This is a genomic window from Tsukamurella strandjordii, from assembly GCF_039525985.1.
GTDB classification, from domain to species: domain Bacteria; phylum Actinomycetota; class Actinomycetes; order Mycobacteriales; family Mycobacteriaceae; genus Tsukamurella; species Tsukamurella strandjordii.
On the sequence record NZ_BAAAII010000002.1, the window covers coordinates 113,834 to 135,860 of the forward strand.

Below are 22,027 nucleotides of genomic sequence, written 5' to 3' on the forward strand. Positions count from 1 at the left end.
ACGACATGGCTGCCGTCTGCGACGTCTGCGACAAGGGCCCCGGCTTCGGTAAGTCGGTGTCGCACTCGCATCGGCGTACCAATCGCCGGTGGAACCCGAACATCCAGACCGTGCGTGCCCAGGTGGCGCCCGGTCAGACCAAGCGCCTGAACGTGTGCACCTCGTGCATCAAGGCCGGCAAGGTCGTCCGCGGCTGATTCCGCGACAAGACTGACAGAGGGCCCGCGACCAACCGGTCGCGGGCCCTCTTTCTCGTTTCAGCGCACCTCGGCGAGGTGCGGTAGGCGCCAGTCGACGGGCTCGGCGCCCAGTCCGGCGAGCGCCTCGTTGGCCCGGGAGAACGGGCGCGAGCCGAAGAAGCCACGCGAGGCCGACAACGGCGACGGATGCACCGACTCGATCCGCGGGGTGTCGCCCAGCCGCGGCCCCAGCGAAGCGGCATCACGGCCCCACAGGATCGCGACGAGCGGCGCGTCCCGAGCCACGAGCGCATCGATGGCGCACTCGGTCACCTTCTCCCATCCCTTCTTCCGATGGGAGGCGGGCTCGCCCGGGCGCACCGTCAGCACCCTGTTCAACAGCAGCACACCCTGCTGCGCCCACGGCGAGAGATCGCCGTTCGCCGGCGCGGGCAGGCCGAGATCGGCCGTGTACTCCTGATAGATGTTCTGCAGACTGCGGGGCACCGGCCGCACCGCGGGATCGACCGAGAAAGACAGGCCCACAGCGTGTCCCGGCGTGGGGTACGGATCCTGGCCCACGATGAGCACCCGCACCTCGTCGAAGGGCTGGGTGAAGGCGCGCAGCACGTTCTCGCCCGCGGGCAGGTAGCTGCGGCCCGCGGCGATCTCGGCGCGGAGGAACTCCCCCATCGCCGCGATGTCGCCGGCGACCGGCTCCAACGCCCGGGCCCAGCCCGCCTCGACGGTCTCCGCCAGTGGTCTCGCCGTCATCACAGTCCCTCTCCGCCGTCCTCGGTGTCGCTGTCGAAGGTGTTCCAGCCGCCCCGCTCGGGCCCGGCCGCACCGTCGACGGTGACGGTGCCCGGCGCACCGTCGGCGTCCCGGACGGTACCGATCTCGCGCCACCCGTCCGGCACCGTCGCAGGCGGGAAGGTCGCCAGCAGGGCGTGATCCTCGCCGCCGGTGCGGATCCAGTGGTCGGCGTCCGCGCCGAGCGCGGATGCGCAGGCCAGCAGCAGTGGGTCCGGGCGCAGGGCGGCACCGTCGAGCTCGATCCGGACGCCGCTCGCGGCGGCCAGGGCGCGGGCGTCCCGGAGCAGCCCGTCGGAGACGTCGGTCATCGCGGTGGCCCCCGCCTCGGCGGCGCCCGGCCCGGCGGCGAGCGGCGGCACCGGGCAGCGGTAGATCTCGACGATCTCCGGGAAATCGTCCGCGCGCCCGGCATCCAGGGCGGCCAGGCCAGCGGCCGATCGCCCCAGGGTTCCGCACACCGCCACCACATCGCCGGCGCGGGCACCCGACAGCAGCACCGGCGCGCGGCCCTGCAGATCGCCGAGCGCGGTGATCGCCAGCAGCACCTGCTCGGTGCGCACCACGTCTCCGCCCGCCACCGCTCCGCCGGCATCGCGGGCGCCGCGCGCGATCCCCCGCGAGATGCCTGCCACGACGTGCTCGGGAGTCGCGGGCGGGCAGCCCAGCGTCACCGTGAAGCCGGTGCACACCGCGCCCATGGCCGCGATATCGGCCGCGTTCTGCGCGATCGCGCGGCGCCCCACGTGCTCCGCCGTGGTCAGCTCGAACCGGAAGTGTCGCCCCTCGACGAGGGCGTCGGAGGAGATCACCACTCGGCCGTCCGGGGCGGCCACGACGGCCGCATCGTCACCGGGGCCGAGGAGCACCCGCGGATCGGGACCGATCGGCGCCGTGGCGAGCGCGATCACGCCCTCCTCGCCCAGTTCGGCGACGGTGCGCGCGGGCGGCTGCCCGGCCCGGCCCGGGCCCGTAGATGTCATCGCGGCTACCGTATCGAACGTGGACAACGCAGACGAGACCAAGGCCCCCGAGCCCCGCCAGCGCCGCAGCCCCGCCCTCCTGGCGACGGTCGTGGCACTCCCCGTGGCGGTGATCGTCTGCTTCGCCGTCTTCCTCGTGCTCGCCCAGCAGAAGGAGGGCGAGTTGCGCGCGACCGCCGAGGCGGGCCACCTGAAGTCGGTCTCGGCTCCCGCCGCCGGCGAACCCGCGTGCGGGAAACTGCTCGCGGCGATCCCCGCGGAGCTGGGCGTCTTCCGCCGCGACGACACCACCGAACCCACGGGCTTCGCCCGCTGGACCAGCGATAAGGCCGGCGCCGTCGAGGTGCGCTGCGGTACCGATCGCCCGACCGACCTGACCAACACCTCGAAGCTGCAGGTGGTCAACGGGGTCCAATGGCTGCAGTCGACGCCCGCGGGCGCGCCCGCCCCGAACGGCGGCGCCTACTGGGTCGCGGTGGATCACCGGCCCTACGTGGCGCTCTGGGTACCCGACAGCGCCGGTACCGCCGCGATCCAGGCCGTCTCCGATGCGATCAGGGCGAACCTCCAGGCCGCGTCGCTCGACCTGGGCCGCTAGTCAGCGCAGGCCGGTGCCGCGGGCGAGCGCCGTGTCGATCAGCAGGCTCAGCAGCTCGGCGTAGCCCACACCCGATTCGGCCCACATCCGCGGGTACATCGAGGTGGAGGTGAATCCCGGCATGGTGTTGACCTCGTTGATCACCGGACCGTCGGCGGTCTGGAAGAAGTCCACGCGGGCCAGGCCCTGGCCGTCGAAGGCGTGGAAGGCCCGCACCGCCAGGTCGCCGATCGCGGCGGCCTCGTCGTCGGTGAGATTCGCGGGCACGGTGTACTGCGCCCGGTCGTCGAGGTACTTGGTCTCGAAGTCGTAGAACGAGTGCTCCGCGTCGGCGGCCATCTCGATCTCGGCGATCGCGGACGCGTGCACGGTGCCGTCGGGGCGCTCCAGCACACCGATCTCCACCTCACGGCCGATCACGGCGGCCTCGATGATCACCTTCGGATCCCACCGGCGGGCCTCGGCGATCGCGGCGGGCAACGCCGCCAGATCGGTGACCCGGGTGATGCCGATCGACGATCCTCCCCGCGCGGGCTTGACGAACAGCGGCAGGCCGAGCCGATGCAGGACGTCGGCGGGCACCTCGGTGTCGCGCTGGCGCAGCACGTGGAAGTCGCCCACCGGCAAGCCGTCGGCGGCGAGGAGTTTCTTCGCGAACTCCTTGTCCATGCCCGCCGCGGAGGCCAGCACACCGGCCCCCACGTAGGGCACGCCCACCATCTCCAACAGCCCCTGCAGGGTGCCGTCCTCGCCGTACGGGCCGTGCAGCACAGGGAAGACCACATCGACCGAACCGAGCACGGAGCCGGCCGCATCGGACGAGACGGAGACCAGCTCGGCGCCGGGGAGCAGGGCCAGATCGGTCGGCCCCTCGGGCACGCTCGGCAGCGCGCGGTCGGCGAACCGCAGGCTCTGCGCGTCGGCATCGGAGAGCACCCACGAACCGGACGAGGTGATGCCCACCGGCACCACCTCGTAGCGCTCGGGATCGAGGTGACCGAGGATGCTGCCCGCCGAGACGCACGAGACAGCGTGCTCGCTGCTGCGTCCGCCGAAAACCACTGCCACCTTGATCCGCGAGTCCGTCACGGCAGACCACCTTACGGGTGCGCCCCGGCCGGGGCCACGTGGTTACGCACTGGTCGGCTGATGCCACTCCCCACCGACATCGCGATTGAGCAGGTCGTCGATGGCACGGGAGACGGGCACACCGTCGTAACAGACCGCGCGCACCGCCTCCGTGAGCGGCATCTCGACGCCCACCTTGCGTGCGAGATCGGCGATGGAGATACAGGATTTGGCACCCTCGGCCACCTGGCCGTGCGCGGCCGCCTGCGCCTGGTCGACGGTCATCCCCTGGCCGAGCCGCGCGCCGAAGCTGAAGTTGCGGGACTGCGGTGAGCTGCAGGTGGCCACCAGATCGCCCACACCCGCGAGCCCCGCGAGGGTGAGCGGCTGCGCGCCCAGGGCGGTGCCGAGCCGCAGCGTCTCGGCCAGGCCGCGGGTGATGATGGCCGCGCGCGAGTTCTCGCCGAGGTTGATGCCCGAGGCGATGCCGCACACCAGGGCGATCACGTTCTTGGTGGCGCCGCCGATCTCGCAACCGATCACGTCGTCGTTGGTGTACGGCCGGAAGTAGTCGGTGCGCACGAGGTACTGGGTGTGCTGGGCGCGCCGCTCGTTGGTGGAGGCGATCACGGCGAGCGTCGGCTGACGCTTGGCGATCTCCTTCGCGAAATTCGGTCCCGTGAGCACGGCGATCCGGTCGCGGTCGATGTCGGCCGCCTCGGCGACCACCTCGCTCATCCGGTTCAGCGTGCCGATCTCGATACCCTTCGCGAGATTGAGCACCGTGACGTCCGGCGGGATCAGGTGGCCCCAGTCCGCGAGGTTGGCGCGCAAGGTCTGCGAGGGCACGGCGAGCACCACCAGCCCCGCGCCGCGCATCGCCTCCTCGGGATCGTGGGTGGCGGTGAGGTTCTCGGGGAGCACGCCCTCCGGCAGGTACTGCGCGTTGATGCGGGTCGCGTTGATCTGATCGGCGACCTCCTGGCGGCGGCACCACATGGTGACGCGGTGCGGTTCCGGACGGGTGGCCTCGGCGAAGACCTTCGCCATCGCGGTGCCGAAGGATCCGGCGCCCATCACTGCAACGTCGACCATTCGGCCCACCCTTCTCGCATCGCGTTCCGCATCCCGCCCTGCCGCGACGGAAGCCCGACGTTGAGCGTATCTCCCGCCCGCAGTCGGCAGGCCGGGTTCGGCCCGCCTAGATTGGTGGTCATGACCGCACCGCGTGGCGCCGATGCGCCTCCCGCCCTCGTGGTCGTCACCGCCGTCAAGGCGCTGGACACCGCGAAATCGCGGTTCGCCGCGCCCGGCGACGGCCACCGCGAGGCGGTACCGGGGCTGGTGCTGGCGATGCTGCGCGATGTGCTCGCCGCGGCGCTCGCCGTGCCGGAGATCACTGCCGCGTACGTGGTCTCGCCCGATCCCGCGGTGCGGGCCGCCGCGGCCGACGCGGGTGCCCGCTCGGTACCCGAGCCCTCTCCGGGCGGGCTGAACGCCGCCCTGTCCGCGGGGGCGGCGGCGGCGGGGGCGGAGGGCGAGGTGGCCGTGCTGGCCCTGCAGCCCGACCTGCCGGGCGTCAGCGTCGACGAGCTGCGGGCCTTCCTCGCGGCGGCCGGTGGCCGCCGAGCCTTCGTTCCCGACCGTGCCGGGACCGGGACGGCCGCGCTGTTCAGTCCCGCCGGCGACGCGCTGCGCCCCGCGTTCGGACCGGATTCCGCGTCCGCGCACGCCGGTGGCGGGGCGCTCGCCCTCGCCGGACCGTGGCCCGGCCTGCGCTCCGACATCGACACCCCGGCCGATCTGAAGGCCCCCACGGCGCTGGGAGTTCACACCACCGCGGCGATCGCCGCCTGCGATCCCGGCATCGCGTCGAACTCGCGCTGCTGATACGACAGAATGGGGCGGTGACCAACGAGCCGCAGTCCCCCGATCCCGCGCCCGAACCGGCGCCGCAATCCGAGCCGGCCTCGGTTCTGCCCGGGCGGATCACCGCCATCCCCGCGGCGCCGCCGGCGGCCCCCACGGAGGCCGCCAGTGATCTTCCCGAGGACCGGTACCTCAACCGCGAACTCAGCTGGCTCGACTTCAACGCCCGCGTGCTCGCGATGGCCGAGGACGCCTCGCAGCCGCTGCTGGAGCGCGCGAAGTTCCTGGCGATCTTCGCCTCGAACCTGGACGAGTTCTTCATGGTGCGGGTGGCCGGGCTCAAGCGGCGCGACCAGATGGGGCTGTCGGTGCGGTCGGCCGACGGCATGTCGCCGCGCGAGCAGCTGCGGCTCATCTCGCAGCGCACGCAGGAGCTCTCCCGCAAGCACGCCCTGGTCTTCAGCGACGCCGTGCGCCCGGAGCTGGCGGCGCAGGGCATCTCGGTGCTGCGGTGGGACGATCTGTCGGCGGAGGAACGCGAGCGGCTCGCGGAGTACTTCCACACGCAGGTCTTCCCGGTGCTGACTCCCCTCGCGGTCGATCCTGCGCATCCCTTCCCGTACATCAGCGGACTGTCGCTGAATCTGGCGGTGGCGGTGCGCGATGCCACGTCGGGCGGCGAGCACTTCGCCCGCATCAAGGTGCCGGACAACGTCGATCGGCTCGTGACCGTGCGGGCCGACCGGATGGACAACGCGGTGCTCCCGATGGAGGACCTCATCGCCGCACATCTCGATGTGCTGTTCCCCGGGATGACCGTGGTCGAGCATCACGTCTTCCGCATCACGCGCAACGCGGATTTCGAGGTCGAGGAGGACCGCGACGAGGACCTGCTGCAGGCCCTGGAGCGGGAACTGGCACGCCGCCGGTTCGGCTCGCCCGTGCGCCTCGAGGTGGCCGAGGACATGTCCGAGCACATGTTGGAGCTGCTGCTGCGCGAATTGGACGTGGACCCCGCCGATGTGATCACCGTGCCGGGACTGCTGGATCTCAATTGCATGTTCCAGCTGTACGGCGTGGATCGTCCGGCGCTCAAGGACGCCCCCTTCGTCCCGGTCACGCACCCCGCCTTCGGCGAGCGGGAGACGCCGAAGAGCGTGTTCTCCACGCTCCGGGAAGGCGATGTCCTGGTGCACCATCCGTACGACTCGTTCTCGACGAGCGTGCAGCGCTTCATCGAACAGGCCGCCGCCGATCCGCAGGTGCTGGCCATCAAGCAGACCCTGTACCGCACCTCGGGCGACTCGCCGATCGTCGATGCGCTGATCGACGCCGCCGAGGCCGGCAAGCAGGTGGTGGCGCTGGTGGAGATCAAGGCGCGGTTCGACGAGCAGGCCAACATCAAGTGGGCCCGGAAGCTGGAACAGGCGGGCGTGCACGTTGTCTACGGTCTGGTCGGCCTCAAGACGCACTGCAAGACCTGCCTGGTGGTGCGCCGCGAGGGATCGCACATCCGCCGGTACTGCCACATCGGTACGGGCAACTACAACCCGAAGACGGCGCGGCTCTACGAGGACGTCGGCCTGCTGACGGCCGATCCCGATCTGGGCGCCGATCTCACGGACCTGTTCAACCGGCTCACCGGCTACTCCCGCAAGGAGGAGTACCGGAACCTGTTGGTTGCACCACACGGTGTGCGGTCCGGGATCATCGACCGGATCGACGACGAGATCGAGCTGCACCGGGCGGGTAAGGAATCCGGAATCCGACTCAAGGCCAACGCTCTGGTCGACGAGCAGGTGATCGATGCGCTCTACCGCGCCAGCCAGGCGGGCGTGCCCGTGCAGGTGGTGGTGCGCGGGATCTGTGCGCTGCGGCCGGGTATGCCGGGGGTGAGTGAGAACATCACCGTGCGGTCGATTCTGGGGCAGTTCCTGGAGCATTCGCGGATCCTGCACTTCCGTGGCGCGGGCGAGTTCTGGATCGGCAGTGCCGACATGATGCACCGCAACCTGGACCGGCGCATCGAGGTGATGGCCCAGGTCAAGGATCCGCGCCTCACCCAGCAACTCGGTGACATCTTCGACTCCGCACTGGATCCCGCGACCCGGTGCTGGGTGCTGGACGCCGACGGCAACTGGAACGCCTCCCCCACCCCGGGCGACCCCGTGCGAGATCATCAGCGGGAGCTCATGCGCGCACACCGCGCCGGCCGCCGATGAGCGGTCGCGGCAAGGACACCCGCCCGGTGGTGCACGCGGCCGGGGGCGTGCTGTGGCGCCCCGGCCCGGCGGGGCCCGAGGTGGCCCTGGTGCATCGTCCGCGCTACGACGACTGGTCGCTGCCCAAGGGGCACGTGGAGGCCGACGAGCATCCCGTCGTGGGTGGGCTGCGGGAGGTGGTCGAGGAGACCGGTTTCCGGGCCCGGTTCGTGCGCGCCGTGGGCAAGGTGGCCTACGACGTGCCCCGGCGCAAGCGGCACGGCGGCAGCGGCGCCACCGCGCGCAAGCGGGTCGTGTACTGGTCCGCTCTGGCGGGCACGGGTGAGTTCGTCCCGAACGAGGAGACCGACGAGCTGCGCTGGGGCTCGGTGAAGGAGGGCGGCAAGCTGCTCACCTACTCGATGGACCAACGCATCCTGCGGGAGTTCGGCAAGCAGCCGTCGTCGACGGCGACGATGCTGATCGTGCGGCACGCCAAGGCGGGCCGCAAACAGGGTTACCAGGGCGACGATCTCGCGCGACCGCTGGATCGGCACGGGCGGGCCCAGGCCGAGGCCCTGGTGGACCTGTGCGGCGCCTTCGGCCCCGGGAGGCTGCTGTCTGCCCCGCCGGTGCGGTGCCAGCAGACGCTCGAGCCGCTCGCCGAGGAATCGGTCCTGCCGATCGTCGAGGAGCCCACCGTCTCCGAACAGGCCTATGCACGGGATCCGGCCGCGGCGCACCGACGCATCCGTGAGATCGCCCGGGAGGGCGAGCGTTCGGGGATCGTGCCCGTGGTGTGCAGCCAGGGCGGGGTGATCCCGGACCTCACCGCCTGGTGGGCGGGAGCCGACGATGTGCGCCTGCCCGCCGCCCGCAACCGTAAGGCGAGCGTCTGGGTGGTGACCACGGCCGACGGCGTGCTGCTCACCGCGGATCACATAGACACGCCACTGCCCCTGGAGCACTGAGGCGTCCAGGGGCAGTGGGCGGGAATCGTTACTTCTTGCCCTTCTTGGCGGGAGCCTTCTTGGCAGGCGCCTTCTTGGCCGGAGCCTTGGTCGCGGCCTTCTTGGCCGGAGCCTTCTTCGCGGGCGCGGCCTTCTTGGCGGGAGCCTTCTTGGCCGGAGCCTTCTTCGCGGGTGCGGCCTTGGTCACGGTCTTCTTGGCCGGAGCCTTCTTCGCGGGTGCGGCCTTGGTCACGGTCTTCTTGGCCGGAGCCTTCTTCGCGGGCACGACCTTCTTGGCGGGAGCCTTCTTGGCCGGAGCCTTCTTCGCGGGTGCGGCCTTCTTGGCGGCGGTCTTCTTCGCCGGTGCGGCCTTCTTGGCGGGAGCCTTCTTCGCCGCCGTCTTCTTCGCGGCCTTCGTGGGGGTCGCGGTGGCGGAGCTGCGGCGCACGGCCGGGCCGGAGGCCGGGAGCTTGGCGGCACCCGAGATCACGGCCTTGAACTGCGCACCCGGCCGGAAGGCGGGCACGGACGTGGGCTTGACCTTGACGGTCTCGCCGGTACGCGGGTTACGAGCCACCCGAGCGGCGCGCTTGCGCTGCTCGAAGACGCCGAAACCGGTGATGGTCACCGAGTCACCGGCGTGGACCGCGCGGACGATGGTGTCCACGATCGCCTCGACGGCGGCACCGGCGGTGCGTCGGTCGGTGCCCAGCTTCTCGGTGAGCTCCTCAATGAGTTCTGCCTTGTTCATGAACGCTTTTCCTCTGCAGTCGGTGGCTCACCGCTGAGCCAACTACGGATACCGTAAACGCAGGATTGCATTCAATCCAAGTGCCACGCCATATTTGATCCAGGGTGTGTCGGAATCGCGTGCGGCGGCACCGGTTCGATCCGGGGCCGCCGCACGCAATTGAGTCACACTAAATAGTGACGGGTTTATATGCAGGCCTGTGGTTTTCGTATTCCGTGATGGCGTCGACCTGCTGCAAAGTGATGCCGATATCGTCCAATCCGGCCATCAGCCGATGGCGAACCGGATCGTCGATGGTGAACGGGACCACAAGGTCCCCAGCGGTCACCGTGCGGTCCTCGAGGTCCACGGTGACCTCCAAACCGGGCTCGTTCTCGAGGGCTTTCCAGAGCAGTTCCACGTTCTCCTGCTCGACCAGAGCGGCCACTAGACCGGCTTTGCCCGAGTTACCGCGGAAGATATCGGCGAAGCGGGATGAGATGACCACGCGGAAGCCGTAGTCCATCAGGGCCCACACGGCGTGCTCGCGGGAGCTGCCGGTGCCGAAATCCGGCCCTGCCACGAGGACGGAGCCGCGGTCGTAGGGAGCGGTGTTGAGGATGAAGTTCGGATCGGTGCGCCAGGCCGAGAACAGGCCGTCCTCGAATCCGGTGCGCGTGACCCGCTTCAGGTACACGGCGGGGATGATCTGGTCGGTATCGACGTTGGTACGGCGCAGGGGGACGCCGATTCCGGTGTGGGTGACGATGGCTTCCATCGGGGGTGTCTCCTAGGTACGACTGAGGTCTCGGGCGGTGGCGGCGGTCAGGCGCCGGCGGCCGCGAGGTCGAGGGGGGCCAGATCGGCGGGCGCGGAGAGGGTGCCGCGCACGGCGGTGGCCGCGGCCACCGCGGGTGAGACGAGGTGCGTGCGGCTGCCCTTGCCCTGCCGCCCCTCGAAATTGCGGTTCGAGGTGGACGCGGAGCGCTCCCCCGGTGCCAGCTGATCGGGGTTCATTCCCAAGCACATCGAGCATCCGGCCTGGCGCCACTCGGCGCCCGCGTCGAGGAAGATCTGCCCCAGGCCCTCCTCTTCGGCCTGTGCGCGCACGCGCATCGAACCCGGTACCACCAGCATTCGGACGCCCTCGGCGATGGTGCGCCCACGCAGGATCTCGGCCACGGCGCGCAGATCCTCGATCCGGCCGTTGGTGCACGATCCCACGAACACGGTGTCCACGGCGATCTCGCGCAGCGGCGTGCCGGGCTCGAGCCCCATGTACTGCAGTGCCTTCGCGGCGGTCTCCCGCTCACCGTCGGACCCGAAGGATTCCGGATCGGGCACCGAACCGCTCAGCGGCAGGCCCTGACCGGGGTTGGTGCCCCAGGTGACGAACGGGGTGAGCGCGCTGCCGTCGATGTCGACCTCGGCGTCGAAAACGGCGCCCTCATCGGTACGCAGGGCGTCCCACGCCGCGACGGCCTCGTCCCACAGCTCCCCCTTGGGCGCGTGCTCGCGGCCCTGGATGTAGTCGTAGGTGATCTGATCCGGGGCGATCAGTCCCGCGCGGGCACCGGCCTCGATCGACATGTTGCAGATGGTCATCCGGGCCTCCATCGAGAGCTTCTCGATGGCGCTGCCGCGGTACTCCAAGACGTAGCCCTGACCGCCGCCGGTGCCGATCTTCGCGATGATCGCCAGGATCAGGTCCTTGGAGGTGACACCGGGCTGCAGCTCGCCGGTCACGTTGATCGCCATCGTCTTGAAGGGCTTGAGCGGCAGCGTCTGCGTGGCGAGCACGTGCTCGACCTCGGAGGTGCCGATGCCCATGGCGATCGCGCCGAAGGCGCCGTGGGTGGAGGTGTGGCTGTCGCCGCACACCACCGTCATTCCCGGCTGGGTGAGGCCCAGCTGCGGTCCCATCACGTGCACGATGCCCTGTTCGCCGTCGCCCATCGAGTGCAGGCGCACGCCGAATTCGGCGCAGTTGCGGCGCAGGGTCTCGACCTGGGTGCGGGAGACCTCGTCCGCGATGGGCTGGACCAGCGTGTCGGTGGGCACGTTGTGGTCCTCGGTGGCGATGGTGAGGTCCGGCCGGCGCACCTTCCGCCCGGCCAGGCGCAGTCCGTCGAAGGCCTGGGGGCTGGTGACCTCGTGCACGAGGTGCAGGTCGATGTAGATGAGATCGGGTTCACGCGAGGCGCCCTCGCCCGATCCCTTGACGACGACGTGCTGGTCCCAGACCTTCTCGGCCATGGTGCGCGGCTGCATGGTTCCACCTGCTCCTACGATCGGGCTCCGCCGGTGGACGCGGGCTGCGCGTTGAATCCCACCATGCGAGAGCTTAGTATCGAACTATGGGACAGAATAGCTCACTGGCCGACGCTACCGAAAGTCCGGCTCACGCCCCGGTGAGCGGCATCGGAGTGCTCGACAAGTCGGTGGCCGTACTGCGAGCCGCCGCCGAGGAGCCCGCGAGCCTCGCCGATCTCTGCGCGCGCACCGGACTCCCCCGGGCCACGGCGCACCGTCTGGCCGTGGGACTGGAGCTGCACGGCCTGCTCGCACGCGACGGAGACGGGCTCTGGCGCCCCGGAACCGCCCTGCGGGAGTTGGCCGCCAGCACCACGGACACCCTCGTCGACGCCGCCGTGATGGTGCTGCCGCGGTTGCGCGAGATCACCGGCGAATCGGTGCAGTTGTACCGACGCGAGGGCGACCACCGCGTGTGCGTGGCGGCGGCGGAACCTCCGTCGGGTCTGCGCGACACCGTCCCCGTGGGCACCCGCCTGCCGATGACCGCCGGATCCGGCGCGAAGGTGCTCACGGCGTGGACGGACACCACCGAGGCGCCGTTCAGCGACCGCACCCTCGCCGAGGTCCGCAAGCGCGGCTGGGCGCAGAGCGCCGGCGAGCGGGAGGCGGGCGTCGCGAGTGTCTCGGCCCCCGTACGGGACGCCCGCGGCGAGGTGATCGCCGCGATCTCCGTTTCGGGGCCGATCGACCGCATGGGGCGGCGCCCCGGCGCCCGCTGGGCGGCCGACCTCCTCCAGGCCGCGGAAGCGCTGCAGCGCAGGCTCTGACCACCGGCGCGGAGCGGTCCCGCGGGCGTAGCGTGGAACGCGAGCACATTCGTCCGCCCCGGAGGTCTCCTCATGCCGCATCCGTTCCGTTTCGGCGTCACCGCCATGCCCGTTCCCGGCCAGGGCCCGTGGCCCGATGTGGCCCGCGCGGTGGAGGCCGCGGGGTTCCACCGCCTGTTCCTCCCCGAGAACCACCCGCTGCCCGACGGGATGACCTCCGCGGGGGTGGCATTGGGCGCCACCGTCACCCTGGAGGTGGGCACCTTCGTGCTGGCTTCCCCGCTCCACGATCCCCGGCATGTGGCCTGGCAGGCGCACTCCCTCGCGACCACCTCGGGCGGGCGCTTCCGATTCGGCATCGGCACAGGACGACCGGATGTGGCGGCGGATGCCGAGGCGCTCGGCGTGCCCTTCGGCACCGGCTCGGAGCGCCTGGCCCGGGTGGCGGCCACCCTCGACGCCCTCGACGCCGCGGACGGCTCCGGGCCGCACACACCGGTTCTCGTCGCGGCGGGCGGGCCCAAGGCCCTGCGCCTGGCCGCCGACCGCGCCGACACCATCGCCCTGGCGATCAGCCCCGGGGCCACGCCGGACGAGGCCGAGGCGATCACCTCGGCGCTGCCCGACCGGGTCGAGATCGCCTCGTCGATCTTCGCGATCGGCGACGACGTTCCGCCCTTCGCGCGACACTTCCTCGGGCCGCACGCCGACGGGCTGGCCGAACGCGACTCCCTCGCCTGGCTCCCCGGCGACCCCGACGACCTGTGCGCCAAGCTGATCGAACGCCGTGACCGGTTCGGCATCTCCTGTTTCACGGTGAGCTCGGAGCTGATGGATGCGATGGCCCCCGCGGTGCAGCGGCTGCGCGACCGCTGATCTCACCGGGCGAGGTACGCCCGGGGCAGCGAGAGCCGGCCGAGAAGGCCGTCCACGGCATCGATCTCGGTGGCGGAGCAGTCCACGAGGAGCTTGATCTCGGTGTCCCGCTTGCCGGGATCGACGATGACGAAGGCGCCCACCACGCCCCGTCCGGCGCCGGTGCCGCGGAACAGGTCGATGCCCTGCCCGTCGCCCGACACAGTGCCGTCGAGGTAGCCGTAGTCCACGGGGTAGACGATCGCCGGGTATCGCGGGTGCCCCGTACCGCGCGGGCGGTCGATCACCACCGCGCTCGAGGCGAGCAGGCCGTCGAGTGCGGCGAAGAAGTCGGTGTCGGCCATGAGCACTCCTGGAGAACGCGGAAGGCCCGGACCGTGTGGTCCGGGCCTTCCGTCTGCGTACCCCCGATGGGATTCGAACCCACGCTACCGCCGTGAGAGGGCGGCGTCCTAGGCCGCTAGACGACGGGGGCTAGAACTGCCGATGAAGGTAGCACAACCGACATCGAACGTACCCCCGATGGGATTCGAACCCACGCTACCGCCGTGAGAGGGCGGCGTCCTAGGCCGCTAGACGACGGGGGCTAGGACACGCTTCCACTCGCGCAGAAGCGTTGTCACGCTGGCCTACCAGGACTCGAACCTAGAATGGCTGAACCAGAATCAGCTGTGTTGCCAATTACACCATAGGCCAATGACTCGCCTCGGGGATGTTTCCAACCCCGTTTTGAGCCGCGATTCAGCGTACCCACCGGAAACGGATACGCCAAATCGGCTGGTCAACCCCTACTGGCCCGCGGCACCGTCGGCGGGCACCAGCGCACGCGCCGAGGCCAGCCGGCCCAGGGTGCGCTCGCGCCCCAGCAGCTCCAGCGATTCGAACAGCGGGGGGCTCACGGGCGAACCGGTGACGCCCACGCGGATCGGGGCGTAGGCCTTGCGGGGCTTGAGCTCCAGCTCGTCGATCAGCTTGCCCTTGAGCGCCGCCTCGATGGCCTCGGTGGTCCACGCGTCGAGTCCGGCGAGCGCCTCGGAGGCGGCGTCGAGCACCTGGCCGGCATCGGCCTTGATGTTCTTCGCGGCCGCGGCGGGATCGACCGTGAACTCGGCCTCGTCCACGTAGAGGAACTTCAGCAGGTCCCAGGCGTCGCCCAGCACCACGATGCGGGTCTGCACCAGATCGGCCGCCGTGGCGAACTCCGGTCCCAGCTGCGCATCGGTGACGTGCCCGCGCTCGATGAGGAAGGCGCGCAGGCGGGCGGCGAAGTCCTCGGCGGTGAGTAGGCGGATGTGCTCGGCGTTGATCGCATCGGCCTTCTTCTGGTCGAAGCGGGCGGGATTCGAGTTCACCCGGTGCACGTCGAAGGCGGCGATCATCTCGTCGAGGCTGAAGACGTCGTTGTCGGCGGAGATGCCCCAGCCGAGCAGCGCGAGGTAGTTCAGCAGTCCCTCGGGGATGAAGCCGCGGTCGCGGTGGTGGAAGAGGTTCGACTCCGGATCGCGCTTGGAGAGCTTCTTGTTGCCCTCGCCCATCACGAACGGCAAGTGCCCGAACTCGGGGGTGAAATCGGCCACACCGATCTGCTGCAGCGCCTCGTACAGCGCGATCTGCCGCGGGGTGGAGCTGAGCAGGTCCTCGCCGCGCAGCACGTGGGTGATCTTCATCAGCGCGTCGTCGACGGGGTTGACCAGGGTGTACAGCGGGTCGCCGTTCGCGCGGGTGAGCGCGAAATCGGGCACGCTGCCGGCGGCGAAACTGGTCTCACCGCGCACCATGTCGTTCCATGCGAGATCGCGATCGGGCATCCGCAGCCGCACCACGGGGCTGCGGCCCTCGGCGATGAACGCCGCCCGCTGCTCCTGCGTGAGGTCGCGATCGAAGTTGTCGTAGCCCAGCTTCGGGTTGCGGCCGGCGGCCACGTGCCGCGCCTCCACCTCCTCGGGGGTGGAGAAGGCCTCGTAGGCCAGGCCCGCGTCCAGCAGCTTGCGCACCACGTCCAGGTGCAGGTCCTTGCGCTCGGACTGCCGGTAGGGGCCGTAGGGGCCGCCCACCTCGGGGCCCTCATCCCAGTTCAGGCCCAGCCAGCGCAGCGATTCCAGGATCGCGGCGTAGCTCTCCTCGCTGTCGCGGGCGGCATCGGTGTCCTCGATGCGGAAGACGAAGGTGCCGCCGGTATGGCGGGCGTGCGCGAAGTTGAACAGCGCGGTGCGCACCATGCCCACGTGCGGGATACCAGTGGGCGACGGGCAGAAGCGCACGCGGACGGCGGGGTTCGAGGGGAGCTCAGTCACGGCTACCAGGGTAGTCGCCGTGCACACGCGGAGGTTCGAGCGCTCGGCGCCGGACCTTCAGTGACGACAGTCGGACGTTTGCAGCGCGCGCGCTGGCACAGCGGATCCGCCGCGCCGTCGCGGGATTCGTGGCCACACGACGCCCCGCGCACCCCGCGTGGGAGGCGTACCGCCCCGGCGAGCCGGGGACGGTGCGCATCATCGACCGGGAGTGATCAGCGGTCCTCGGCGAGGCTGGTGAGCGTGCCGATGCCCTCGACGGTGACGGCCACGTGCTGTCCGGCGCGGATCGGTCCGACGCCCTCGGGGGTGCCGGTGAGGATCACATCGCCCGGGAGCAGGGTCATCACCGAGGAGATCCACTCCACGATGTCGCCGATCGAGTGGATCATCAGCGAGGTGCGGGAGTCCTGCTTGATCTCGCCGTCGAGTTCGGTGTAGATCCGGGCGTCCGAGGGGTCGAATTCGGTCTCGATCCAGGGGCCCAGCGGGCAGAAGCTGTCGTAGCTCTTGGCGCGGGTCCACTGGCCGTCGTGCGCCTGCTGATCGCGGGCGGTCACGTCGTTGGCCACGGTGTAGCCGAGGATGACGTCCTTGGCGCGTGCGGCGGCCACATCGCGGCAGGGCTGGCCGATCACCACGGCGAGCTCGCCCTCGTAGTCCACCTGCTGTGAGTTCCGGGGCAGCTTGATCGGCGCGAGCGGGCCCACGATCGAGGTGTTGGGCTTGATGAAGATCACCGGATCCTTGGGTGCCTCGCCACCCATCTCCGCGGCGTGCGCCGCGTAGTTCTTGCCGATGCAGATCACCTTGCTGGCGAGGATCGGCGCGAGCAGCCGCACATCGTCGAGTGCCCAGCTGCGCCCGGTGAACTCCGGTGTGCCGAAGGGGTGTTCGGAGATCTCGCGTGCCCGCGCACCGTCGTCCGGGTCTCCCTCGATGGCCGCGAACGCGACTCCGTCACTGCTGGCGATTCGTGCAAGGCGCATGCCGCGAGCCTACCGTTTGGCCGGGCTACTTCGATCCGCTAGGCTTCGTCTCAGATGTTAAGCATGCAATCTCACTAGTTGGGAGTCGCGATGGAGATGTCCGCCGCCCGCCGCTGGTGGATCCTGGTGGTCTCCATGACCGCCGCGATCACCACCACCGCCACTGTGAACTGCACCGCCTTCCTCCTCCCCCAGCTCATCCAGGACGGTCTCGGCCCGCAGCGCGCGGGACTGTTCGCCGCCGCTGCGCCCGCCGGACTCCTGCTGACCACCATCCTGTGGGGTGCGATGATCGATCGCTACGGCGAGCGGCGCGTGCTCCTGGTGAGCCTCGCCGGTGCCACCGCCGGTCTCGCGGGCACCGTCGCCGCCTTCGCCGCGCACGCACCGCTGCCGGTGGTCGCGATCGGTCTGTTCATGTCGTCGGCGATGGCGGCGAGCGGGAACGGCGCCAGCGGACGGATCGTGGTGGGCTGGTTCCCCGCCTCCAGTCGCGGCACCGCGATGGGCATCCGCCAGACCTCGCAGCCGCTGGGCATCGCCCTGCTCTCGCTCACGATGCCGCTGCTCGCGAACCGGGTGGGCCTGACCGCCGCCATGCTGGTCCCGCTCACCGTGGCCGCGATCTCCCTGATCCTGGTGTGGGCGTTCATCATCGACCCGCCGCGGCCCGAGAGCGGTCCCGCCGCCGCGGAGGCCCGCGCCAATCCGTACCGCGAGGATTCCTTCCTGGCCCGCATCCACGCGGTCTCCCTGCTGCTGGTGCTGCCGCAGGGCGCGGTGTGGACGTGGGGCATCACCTGGCTGATCATCGGCTTGCACTGGACGCCCGCCACCGCAGGCCTGCTGGTCTCCGCCAGCCAGCTCTGCGGCGCGCTGGGGCGGATCGCCGCGGGCGCCTGGTCGGACCGGCTCGGGTCGCGCACCGCGCCCATCAAGTGGATCGCCCTGGGCGCCGCCGCGTCGATGGGCGCACTCGGCGCGCTCACCGCCATCGGATCGCCGGTCGCGGTGGCGGTCTTCCTGATCGCCTCGGTCGTCACCGTCGCCGACAACGGCCTGGCCTTCACCGCCATCGCCGAGAAGGCCGGCCCGTACTACAGCGGGCGCGCCCTCGGCATCCAGAACACCGGCCAGTTCATCGTGACCACGGCGGCGGGACCGATCCTCGGAACGCTGATCCACGCCACCGGTTTCGCCGCCGCGTTCGGCATCGTCGCCCTGGCCCCGCTGCTCGCCTACCCCCTCGTCCCCCGCGATGCGCAGCCGCGGGAACGGGACCGGGAGCCGGCACCGTCGACCACCCCCTCCTGACTTAACAGCGTTAGCCCACACCGCTTCCTGGGGAAACAGTGTGGGCTAACGACGTTAAGTCAGAGAACGGGGCCTAGCGGAGGGCGGCGGCGATGCGGTCGCCGACCTCGACGGTGCGGATCGGGGCGTCGCCACGGGCCTCGAGATCGGCCGCGACGGCCGTCTCGATCCGCTGCGCGCCCTCCTCGTTGCCGAGGTGACGCAGCAGCATCGCCGCGGACAGGATGGCCGCGGTGGGGTCCGCGATGCCCTGGCCCACGATGTCGGGGGCGCTGCCGTGCACGGGCTCGAACATCGACGGGTTGGTGCCCGTCGCATCGATGTTGCCCGATGCGGCCAGGCCGATGCCGCCCGAGACCGCGCCGGCCTCATCGGTGAGGATGTCGCCGAACAGGTTGTCGGTGACGATCACGTCGAACCGCGACGGGTCGGTCACCAGGTAGATGGTGGCCGCGTCGATGTGGCTGTAATCCACGGCGACATCAGGGAACTCGCGCGCCACCTCGTCGACGGTGCGCTGCCACAGGCCGCCGCCGTAGACGAGCACGTTGGTCTTGTGCACCAGCGTGAGCTTCTTGCGGCGGGTCTGCGCGAGCGCGAAGGCGTAGCGCACCACGCGCTCCGCGCCGAAGCGGGTGTTCACCGAGGTCTCGTTGGCCACCTCGTGCGGGGTGCCCACGCGGATCGCGCCGCCGTTGCCGGTGTACGCGCCCTCGGTGCCCTCGCGGACCACCACGAAATCGATCTCGCCCGGGTTCTTCAGGGGCGATTCGACGCCGGGGAACAGCTTGGAGGGCCGCAGGTTCACGTGATGGTCGAGCGCGAACCGCATCTTCAGCAGCAGGCCGCGCTCCAGCACGCCCGGCGGCACCTTGCGCGGATCGCCGATGGCGCCGAGCAGGATCGCGTCGTGCTCGCGCAGCGACGCCAGATCCTCGTCGGTCAGCAGCTCGCCATTGCGCTCATAGCGACGCGAACCCAGGTCGTAGTCGGTGGTCTCGAACTCGCCGACCACCACGCGGAGCACCTTGAGGGCCTCCGCCACCACCTCGGGGCCGATACCGTCGCCACCGATCACCGCGAGCTTCACGACAGGTCCACCTGCACCACGGTGGTGGCCGAGACGGCGTCGCTGATCTTCTGCTGCACATCGGCCGGCACCGGCTGGCTCACGCGCAGCAGCACGGTGGCACCGTCGCCCTCGGCGTCCTGGCTGAGCGCCGCGGCCTGGATGTCGATGCCGGCGTCACCGAGCACGGTGCCCAGCTTGCCCAGCGAGCCCGGCTGGTCCGGGTACGCGACGTACAGGTTCAAGCCCTCGGCACGCAGGTCGAAGTTGCGGCCGTTGATGTTGGTGACCTTCTGCACCTGGCCCAGGCCCGACAGGGTGCCGGAGACGTTGTGCACGGTGCCGTCGCCGTACACGGCGCGCACGTCCACGAGGCTGCGGTGGTTGGGGCTCTCGGAGAGCTTCTCCAGCTCGGCGCTCACGCCGCGCTCCTCCGCGAGGGCGGGGGCGTTGACGAAGGTGACGGCGTCCTCGATGACGGCCGAGAACAGGCCGCGCAGGGCCGAGAGCTGCAGGATCTCGACGTTCTCGCTGGCCAGCTCGCCGCGCACGGTGACGCCGACCTTCTCGGGCAGCGGGCCGGGCAGGCCGCCCAGCACCACACCGAGCTTGCGGGTGAGCTCGAGCCAGGGCGCGACCTCCTCGTCGACGGCGCCGCCCTTGACGTTCACGGCGTCGGGGACGAACTCGCCGGCGAGCGCCAGCTGCACGCTCTTGGCGACATCGGTGCCGGCGCGGTCCTGGGCCTCCGAGGTCGAGGCGCCCAGGTGCGGGGTCACCACGACCTGCGGCAGCTCGAACAGCGGGCTGTCGGTGCAGGGCTCGGTCTCGAAGACGTCGAGTCCGGCGCCGAAGACGTGGCCCGAGGTGATGGCGTCGGCGAGCGCCTGCTCGTCGACGAGGCCGCCGCGGGCGGCGTTGACGATGATGACGCCCTTCTTGGTCTTGGCCAGCAGCTCGCGACCGATGAGGCCCTTGGTCTCCGGGGTCTTCGGCAGGTGCACGGTGATCAGGTCGGCGCGCTCGACGAGCTCGTCGAGGGTCACCAGCTCGATGCCGAGCTGCGCGGCGCGGGCCGGGCTCACGTAGGGGTCGTAGGCGATGATCTTGGTCTCGAACGCGGCCAGGCGCTGCGCGACGAGCTGGCCGATGCGGCCCATGCCCACCACGCCGACGGTCTTGCCGAAGATCTCGACACCGTTGAACTTGCTGCGCTTCCACTCGTGCTCGCGCAGCGTGGCGTCGGCGGCGGGGATCTGCCGGGCGGTGGCCAGCAGCAGCGCGACGGCGTGCTCGGCGGCGGTGTGGATGTTCGACGTGGGCGCGTTGACCACGAGCACGCCGCGCTCGGTGGCGGCGGGAACGTCGACGTTGTCCAGGCCGACGCCGGCGCGGGCCACGATCTTCAGCTTGGTGGCGGCCGCGAGGACCTCGGCGTCGACGGTGGTCGCCGAGCGCACCAGCAGCGCATCGGCCTCGGGGACCGCGGCCAGCAGTGCGGGACGGTCCGGACCGTCGACCCACTTCACCTCGACGCCGTCGCCGAGCGCCTCCACTGTCGACGGTGCCAGCTTGTCGGCGATCAATACCACGGGACGGCTCACTTGCGCTCCTCAATCAGGGTGCCGGTTGTGGCCTGAAGCTTAGTGACCTGCGGGGCGCCCACCTGCCGCCGGGTCGCACACGAGCAGCGCGACCTCCACATCGAGGCGATCGGCACCGATGCCGCGGCCACGCCGCTCCAGGGCGCGCTGCACCCGGTACTTCACCGAGTTCGGGTGCAGGTTCAGTTCCGCCGCCGCGGCCTTGAACCCTCCGCCGTGCCGCAGGTACACCGCGAGGGTGCCGCGGAGGCGGGCGTCGGATTCGGTGTCGTCGGCCAGCGGTCCCAGGACGTCCCGCGCCCATCGCCCCGCCGCGGCCGGGTCCGCACCGATGAGCGCCGCCACCATCACCCCGGGGTCGCCCGCGAAGACCACCGGACGCTCCCCCGCGCTGCGCCGCACCGCGGCGGCCTCGGCGTACGACCGGCGGAAGCCCTCCACGCCGGGGCGCACGGCTCCGAAGGCCACCCGCGGACCGTCGCCCGACGGTGCGGCGAAGGCCCGCGCCCGGTCGATCGCCTCGACCGGGTCGGCCACCGGCAGCCAGCCCCAGACGGTGCGCTGATCGGCGGCCAGCAGCAGCGGCGCCTCCACGGGGCCGACGGCGGTGGCGAGCTCACGAACGTAGGACTCGAGCCGCTCCACGCGGTCGGTCTCGTCGGGGTACGAGGCGATCAGCGCGAGGTGGTGGCGGCGCAGTGGATAGCCGAGGGCGAGCGAGGCGGCGTCGATGTCGACAGGGCCGTCGTGCGCGAGCAGCTCGCGCACGCGCGCCACCCGGGCCCCGGACCGGGCCTGCATCCACCGGTCGCGCTCGCGCTGGTAGGCGGTGATGACGGTCTCGATCACGGTGTCGGAGTACGCGAAGGACCAGTCGGTGATCCATTCGTGCGCGGCGAGTTTCTGTTCCGCGGTCAGGCCGGTGGCGCGCACGGCGTCGTGCATCTGCCGCACCATGCTCGCCTGGCCGAGACGGTAGGCGCGCACCAGCGCCGTCACCGGCAGGCCGCGTTGGGCGAGCCGCCGCGGGTACTCCATCGCAGCGAGCGGCGCCTCGATGGAGGCCGGATCCACGCCGAGCACCATGGCGTGCAGCACGGTGTCGACGTTGCCCGCGACACTCGCGGCCAGGGCGAGTTCGAGGGCGTGATCACCGCGCAGCTCCGGGATCTCGGCCAGCATGAGCGCGGTCATCCGATCGGCAACCGTGTGCGGTTCCAACGAGGTCAGCACACCGGCCACGGTGGACCCGATGGGATCGGAGCCGAGTTCGGGACTGCCCGACGACTGTCTCATGAGGTCAGGCTAGGGCTCTGTCGACGTCTCGTGAGGCGATTCCTTTGTCCTCCCACGACGAAATCCCGCACCGATTTGGTCGCCGCGGGACGGAGTGACCGACATCACATC

21 protein-coding genes and 3 tRNA genes are annotated in these 22,027 nt (G+C 70.8%); 8 read left to right on the forward strand and 16 right to left on the reverse strand.

Annotation, left to right across the window (positions count from 1 at the left end):
- Positions 1 to 5: 5 nt before the first annotated feature.
- Complete coding sequence (gene rpmB, locus ABD108_RS01295; RefSeq protein WP_013127447.1) at positions 6 to 197, forward strand: 50S ribosomal protein L28; 192 nt, start codon at positions 6 to 8, stop codon at positions 195 to 197.
- A 60-nt stretch (positions 198 to 257) separates the two neighbouring features.
- On the opposite strand, the gene ABD108_RS01300 is transcribed toward rpmB, so the two are convergent.
- Positions 258 to 953 carry a uracil-DNA glycosylase gene (locus ABD108_RS01300; RefSeq protein ID WP_305111780.1) on the reverse strand — a complete coding sequence of 232 codons (696 nt, stop codon included), beginning with the start codon at positions 951 to 953 and terminating at the stop codon, positions 258 to 260.
- Positions 953 to 1,975: a thiamine-phosphate kinase gene (locus tag ABD108_RS01305; protein WP_305111781.1), complete on the reverse strand. Its 1,023-nt coding sequence runs from the start codon at positions 1,973 to 1,975 to the stop codon at positions 953 to 955. Before ABD108_RS01305 ends, ABD108_RS01300 begins: the two co-directional genes overlap by 1 nt.
- A 19-nt stretch (positions 1,976 to 1,994) precedes the next feature.
- On the opposite strand from ABD108_RS01305, the gene ABD108_RS01310 reads away from it, so the two are divergent.
- Positions 1,995 to 2,573, forward strand: coding sequence for a DUF3515 domain-containing protein (locus ABD108_RS01310; protein WP_343929029.1), 579 nt, complete (start codon positions 1,995 to 1,997; stop codon positions 2,571 to 2,573).
- Here the strand turns inward: ABD108_RS01310 and ABD108_RS01315 are convergent, their stop codons facing one another.
- Complete coding sequence (locus tag ABD108_RS01315) at positions 2,574 to 3,662, reverse strand: D-alanine--D-alanine ligase family protein (protein WP_220656016.1); 1,089 nt, start codon at positions 3,660 to 3,662, stop codon at positions 2,574 to 2,576.
- 42 nt (positions 3,663 to 3,704) lie between these two features.
- Positions 3,705 to 4,736: an NAD(P)H-dependent glycerol-3-phosphate dehydrogenase gene (locus ABD108_RS01320; RefSeq protein WP_343929030.1), complete on the reverse strand. Its 1,032-nt coding sequence runs from the start codon at positions 4,734 to 4,736 to the stop codon at positions 3,705 to 3,707.
- A 120-nt stretch (positions 4,737 to 4,856) separates the two neighbouring features.
- Between ABD108_RS01320 and cofC the strand changes: the two genes are divergently transcribed.
- From cofC to ABD108_RS01335, 3 genes are all read left to right on the forward strand, one after another.
- A complete protein-coding gene (gene cofC, locus ABD108_RS01325; protein ID WP_343929031.1) occupies positions 4,857 to 5,531 on the forward strand; it encodes a 2-phospho-L-lactate guanylyltransferase in 675 nt (224 codons plus the stop codon).
- An 86-nt stretch (positions 5,532 to 5,617) separates the two neighbouring features.
- Positions 5,618 to 7,732 carry an RNA degradosome polyphosphate kinase gene (locus tag ABD108_RS01330; RefSeq protein WP_374758701.1) on the forward strand — a complete coding sequence of 705 codons (2,115 nt, stop codon included), beginning with the start codon at positions 5,618 to 5,620 and terminating at the stop codon, positions 7,730 to 7,732.
- A complete protein-coding gene (locus ABD108_RS01335) occupies positions 7,729 to 8,682 on the forward strand; it encodes an NUDIX hydrolase (RefSeq protein WP_343929032.1) in 954 nt (317 codons plus the stop codon). Before ABD108_RS01330 ends, ABD108_RS01335 begins: the two co-directional genes overlap by 4 nt.
- Positions 8,683 to 8,710: 28 nt before the next feature.
- Here the strand turns inward: ABD108_RS01335 and ABD108_RS01340 are convergent, their stop codons facing one another.
- From ABD108_RS01340 to leuC, 3 genes are all read right to left on the reverse strand, one after another.
- On the reverse strand, positions 8,711 to 9,412 hold the full coding sequence (locus ABD108_RS01340) for an HU family DNA-binding protein (protein WP_220656021.1): 702 nt from the start codon (positions 9,410 to 9,412) through the stop codon (positions 8,711 to 8,713).
- Positions 9,413 to 9,581: 169 nt separating this feature from the next.
- Positions 9,582 to 10,169 carry a 3-isopropylmalate dehydratase small subunit gene (leuD, locus tag ABD108_RS01345; protein ID WP_220656022.1) on the reverse strand — a complete coding sequence of 196 codons (588 nt, stop codon included), beginning with the start codon at positions 10,167 to 10,169 and terminating at the stop codon, positions 9,582 to 9,584.
- Positions 10,170 to 10,216: 47 nt separating this feature from the next.
- Complete coding sequence (gene leuC, locus ABD108_RS01350) at positions 10,217 to 11,662, reverse strand: 3-isopropylmalate dehydratase large subunit (RefSeq protein ID WP_305111786.1); 1,446 nt, start codon at positions 11,660 to 11,662, stop codon at positions 10,217 to 10,219.
- An 86-nt stretch (positions 11,663 to 11,748) separates the two neighbouring features.
- Here leuC and ABD108_RS01355 point away from each other — a divergent pair, with 86 nt between their 5' ends.
- The gene (locus tag ABD108_RS01355) at positions 11,749 to 12,474 is read left to right on the forward strand and encodes an IclR family transcriptional regulator (RefSeq protein WP_220656024.1); all 726 of its coding nucleotides are present in this window, start codon (positions 11,749 to 11,751) and stop codon (positions 12,472 to 12,474) included.
- A 72-nt stretch (positions 12,475 to 12,546) separates the two neighbouring features.
- Positions 12,547 to 13,350, forward strand: coding sequence for an LLM class flavin-dependent oxidoreductase (locus ABD108_RS01360; RefSeq protein ID WP_220656025.1), 804 nt, complete (start codon positions 12,547 to 12,549; stop codon positions 13,348 to 13,350).
- Between the two features lie 2 nt (positions 13,351 to 13,352).
- Here the strand turns inward: ABD108_RS01360 and ABD108_RS01365 are convergent, their stop codons facing one another.
- The 6 genes from ABD108_RS01365 to ABD108_RS01390 all read right to left on the reverse strand — a co-directional run bounded on the left by ABD108_RS01365 (position 13,353) and on the right by ABD108_RS01390 (position 16,633).
- Positions 13,353 to 13,694, reverse strand: coding sequence for an inorganic pyrophosphatase (locus ABD108_RS01365; RefSeq protein ID WP_343929033.1), 342 nt, complete (start codon positions 13,692 to 13,694; stop codon positions 13,353 to 13,355).
- Positions 13,695 to 13,752: 58 nt separating this feature from the next.
- Positions 13,753 to 13,825 (reverse strand) — tRNA-Glu (locus ABD108_RS01370).
- A gap of 39 nt (positions 13,826 to 13,864) precedes the next feature.
- Positions 13,865 to 13,937, reverse strand: a tRNA-Glu gene (locus tag ABD108_RS01375).
- Positions 13,938 to 13,974: 37 nt separating this feature from the next.
- Positions 13,975 to 14,046: transfer RNA gene (locus ABD108_RS01380), tRNA-Gln, on the reverse strand.
- Positions 14,047 to 14,138: 92 nt separating this feature from the next.
- Positions 14,139 to 15,644 carry a glutamate--tRNA ligase gene (gene gltX / locus ABD108_RS01385; protein ID WP_343929034.1) on the reverse strand — a complete coding sequence of 502 codons (1,506 nt, stop codon included), beginning with the start codon at positions 15,642 to 15,644 and terminating at the stop codon, positions 14,139 to 14,141.
- Positions 15,645 to 15,859: 215 nt separating this feature from the next.
- Entirely contained in the window at positions 15,860 to 16,633 is a 774-nt protein-coding gene (locus ABD108_RS01390; protein WP_305111791.1) for a fumarylacetoacetate hydrolase family protein, read from the reverse strand.
- Between the two features lie 90 nt (positions 16,634 to 16,723).
- On the opposite strand from ABD108_RS01390, the gene ABD108_RS01395 reads away from it, so the two are divergent.
- Positions 16,724 to 17,947, forward strand: a complete 1,224-nt coding sequence (locus ABD108_RS01395; protein WP_343929035.1) for an MFS transporter — start codon at positions 16,724 to 16,726, stop codon at positions 17,945 to 17,947.
- Between the two features lie 73 nt (positions 17,948 to 18,020).
- On the opposite strand, the gene ABD108_RS01400 is transcribed toward ABD108_RS01395, so the two are convergent.
- Genes ABD108_RS01400 through ABD108_RS01410 form a run of 3 tightly spaced genes read right to left on the reverse strand, consistent with a single transcriptional unit; the run spans position 18,021 to position 21,916 of the window.
- Entirely contained in the window at positions 18,021 to 19,037 is a 1,017-nt protein-coding gene (locus ABD108_RS01400) for a 3-isopropylmalate dehydrogenase (RefSeq protein ID WP_305111793.1), read from the reverse strand.
- A complete protein-coding gene (gene serA, locus ABD108_RS01405; protein ID WP_220656031.1) occupies positions 19,034 to 20,620 on the reverse strand; it encodes a phosphoglycerate dehydrogenase in 1,587 nt (528 codons plus the stop codon). The genes ABD108_RS01400 and serA overlap by 4 nt, the downstream gene beginning before the upstream one ends.
- 39 nt (positions 20,621 to 20,659) lie before the next feature.
- Positions 20,660 to 21,916: a PucR family transcriptional regulator gene (locus tag ABD108_RS01410; protein WP_343929036.1), complete on the reverse strand. Its 1,257-nt coding sequence runs from the start codon at positions 21,914 to 21,916 to the stop codon at positions 20,660 to 20,662.
- Positions 21,917 to 22,027: the final 111 nt, after the last annotated feature.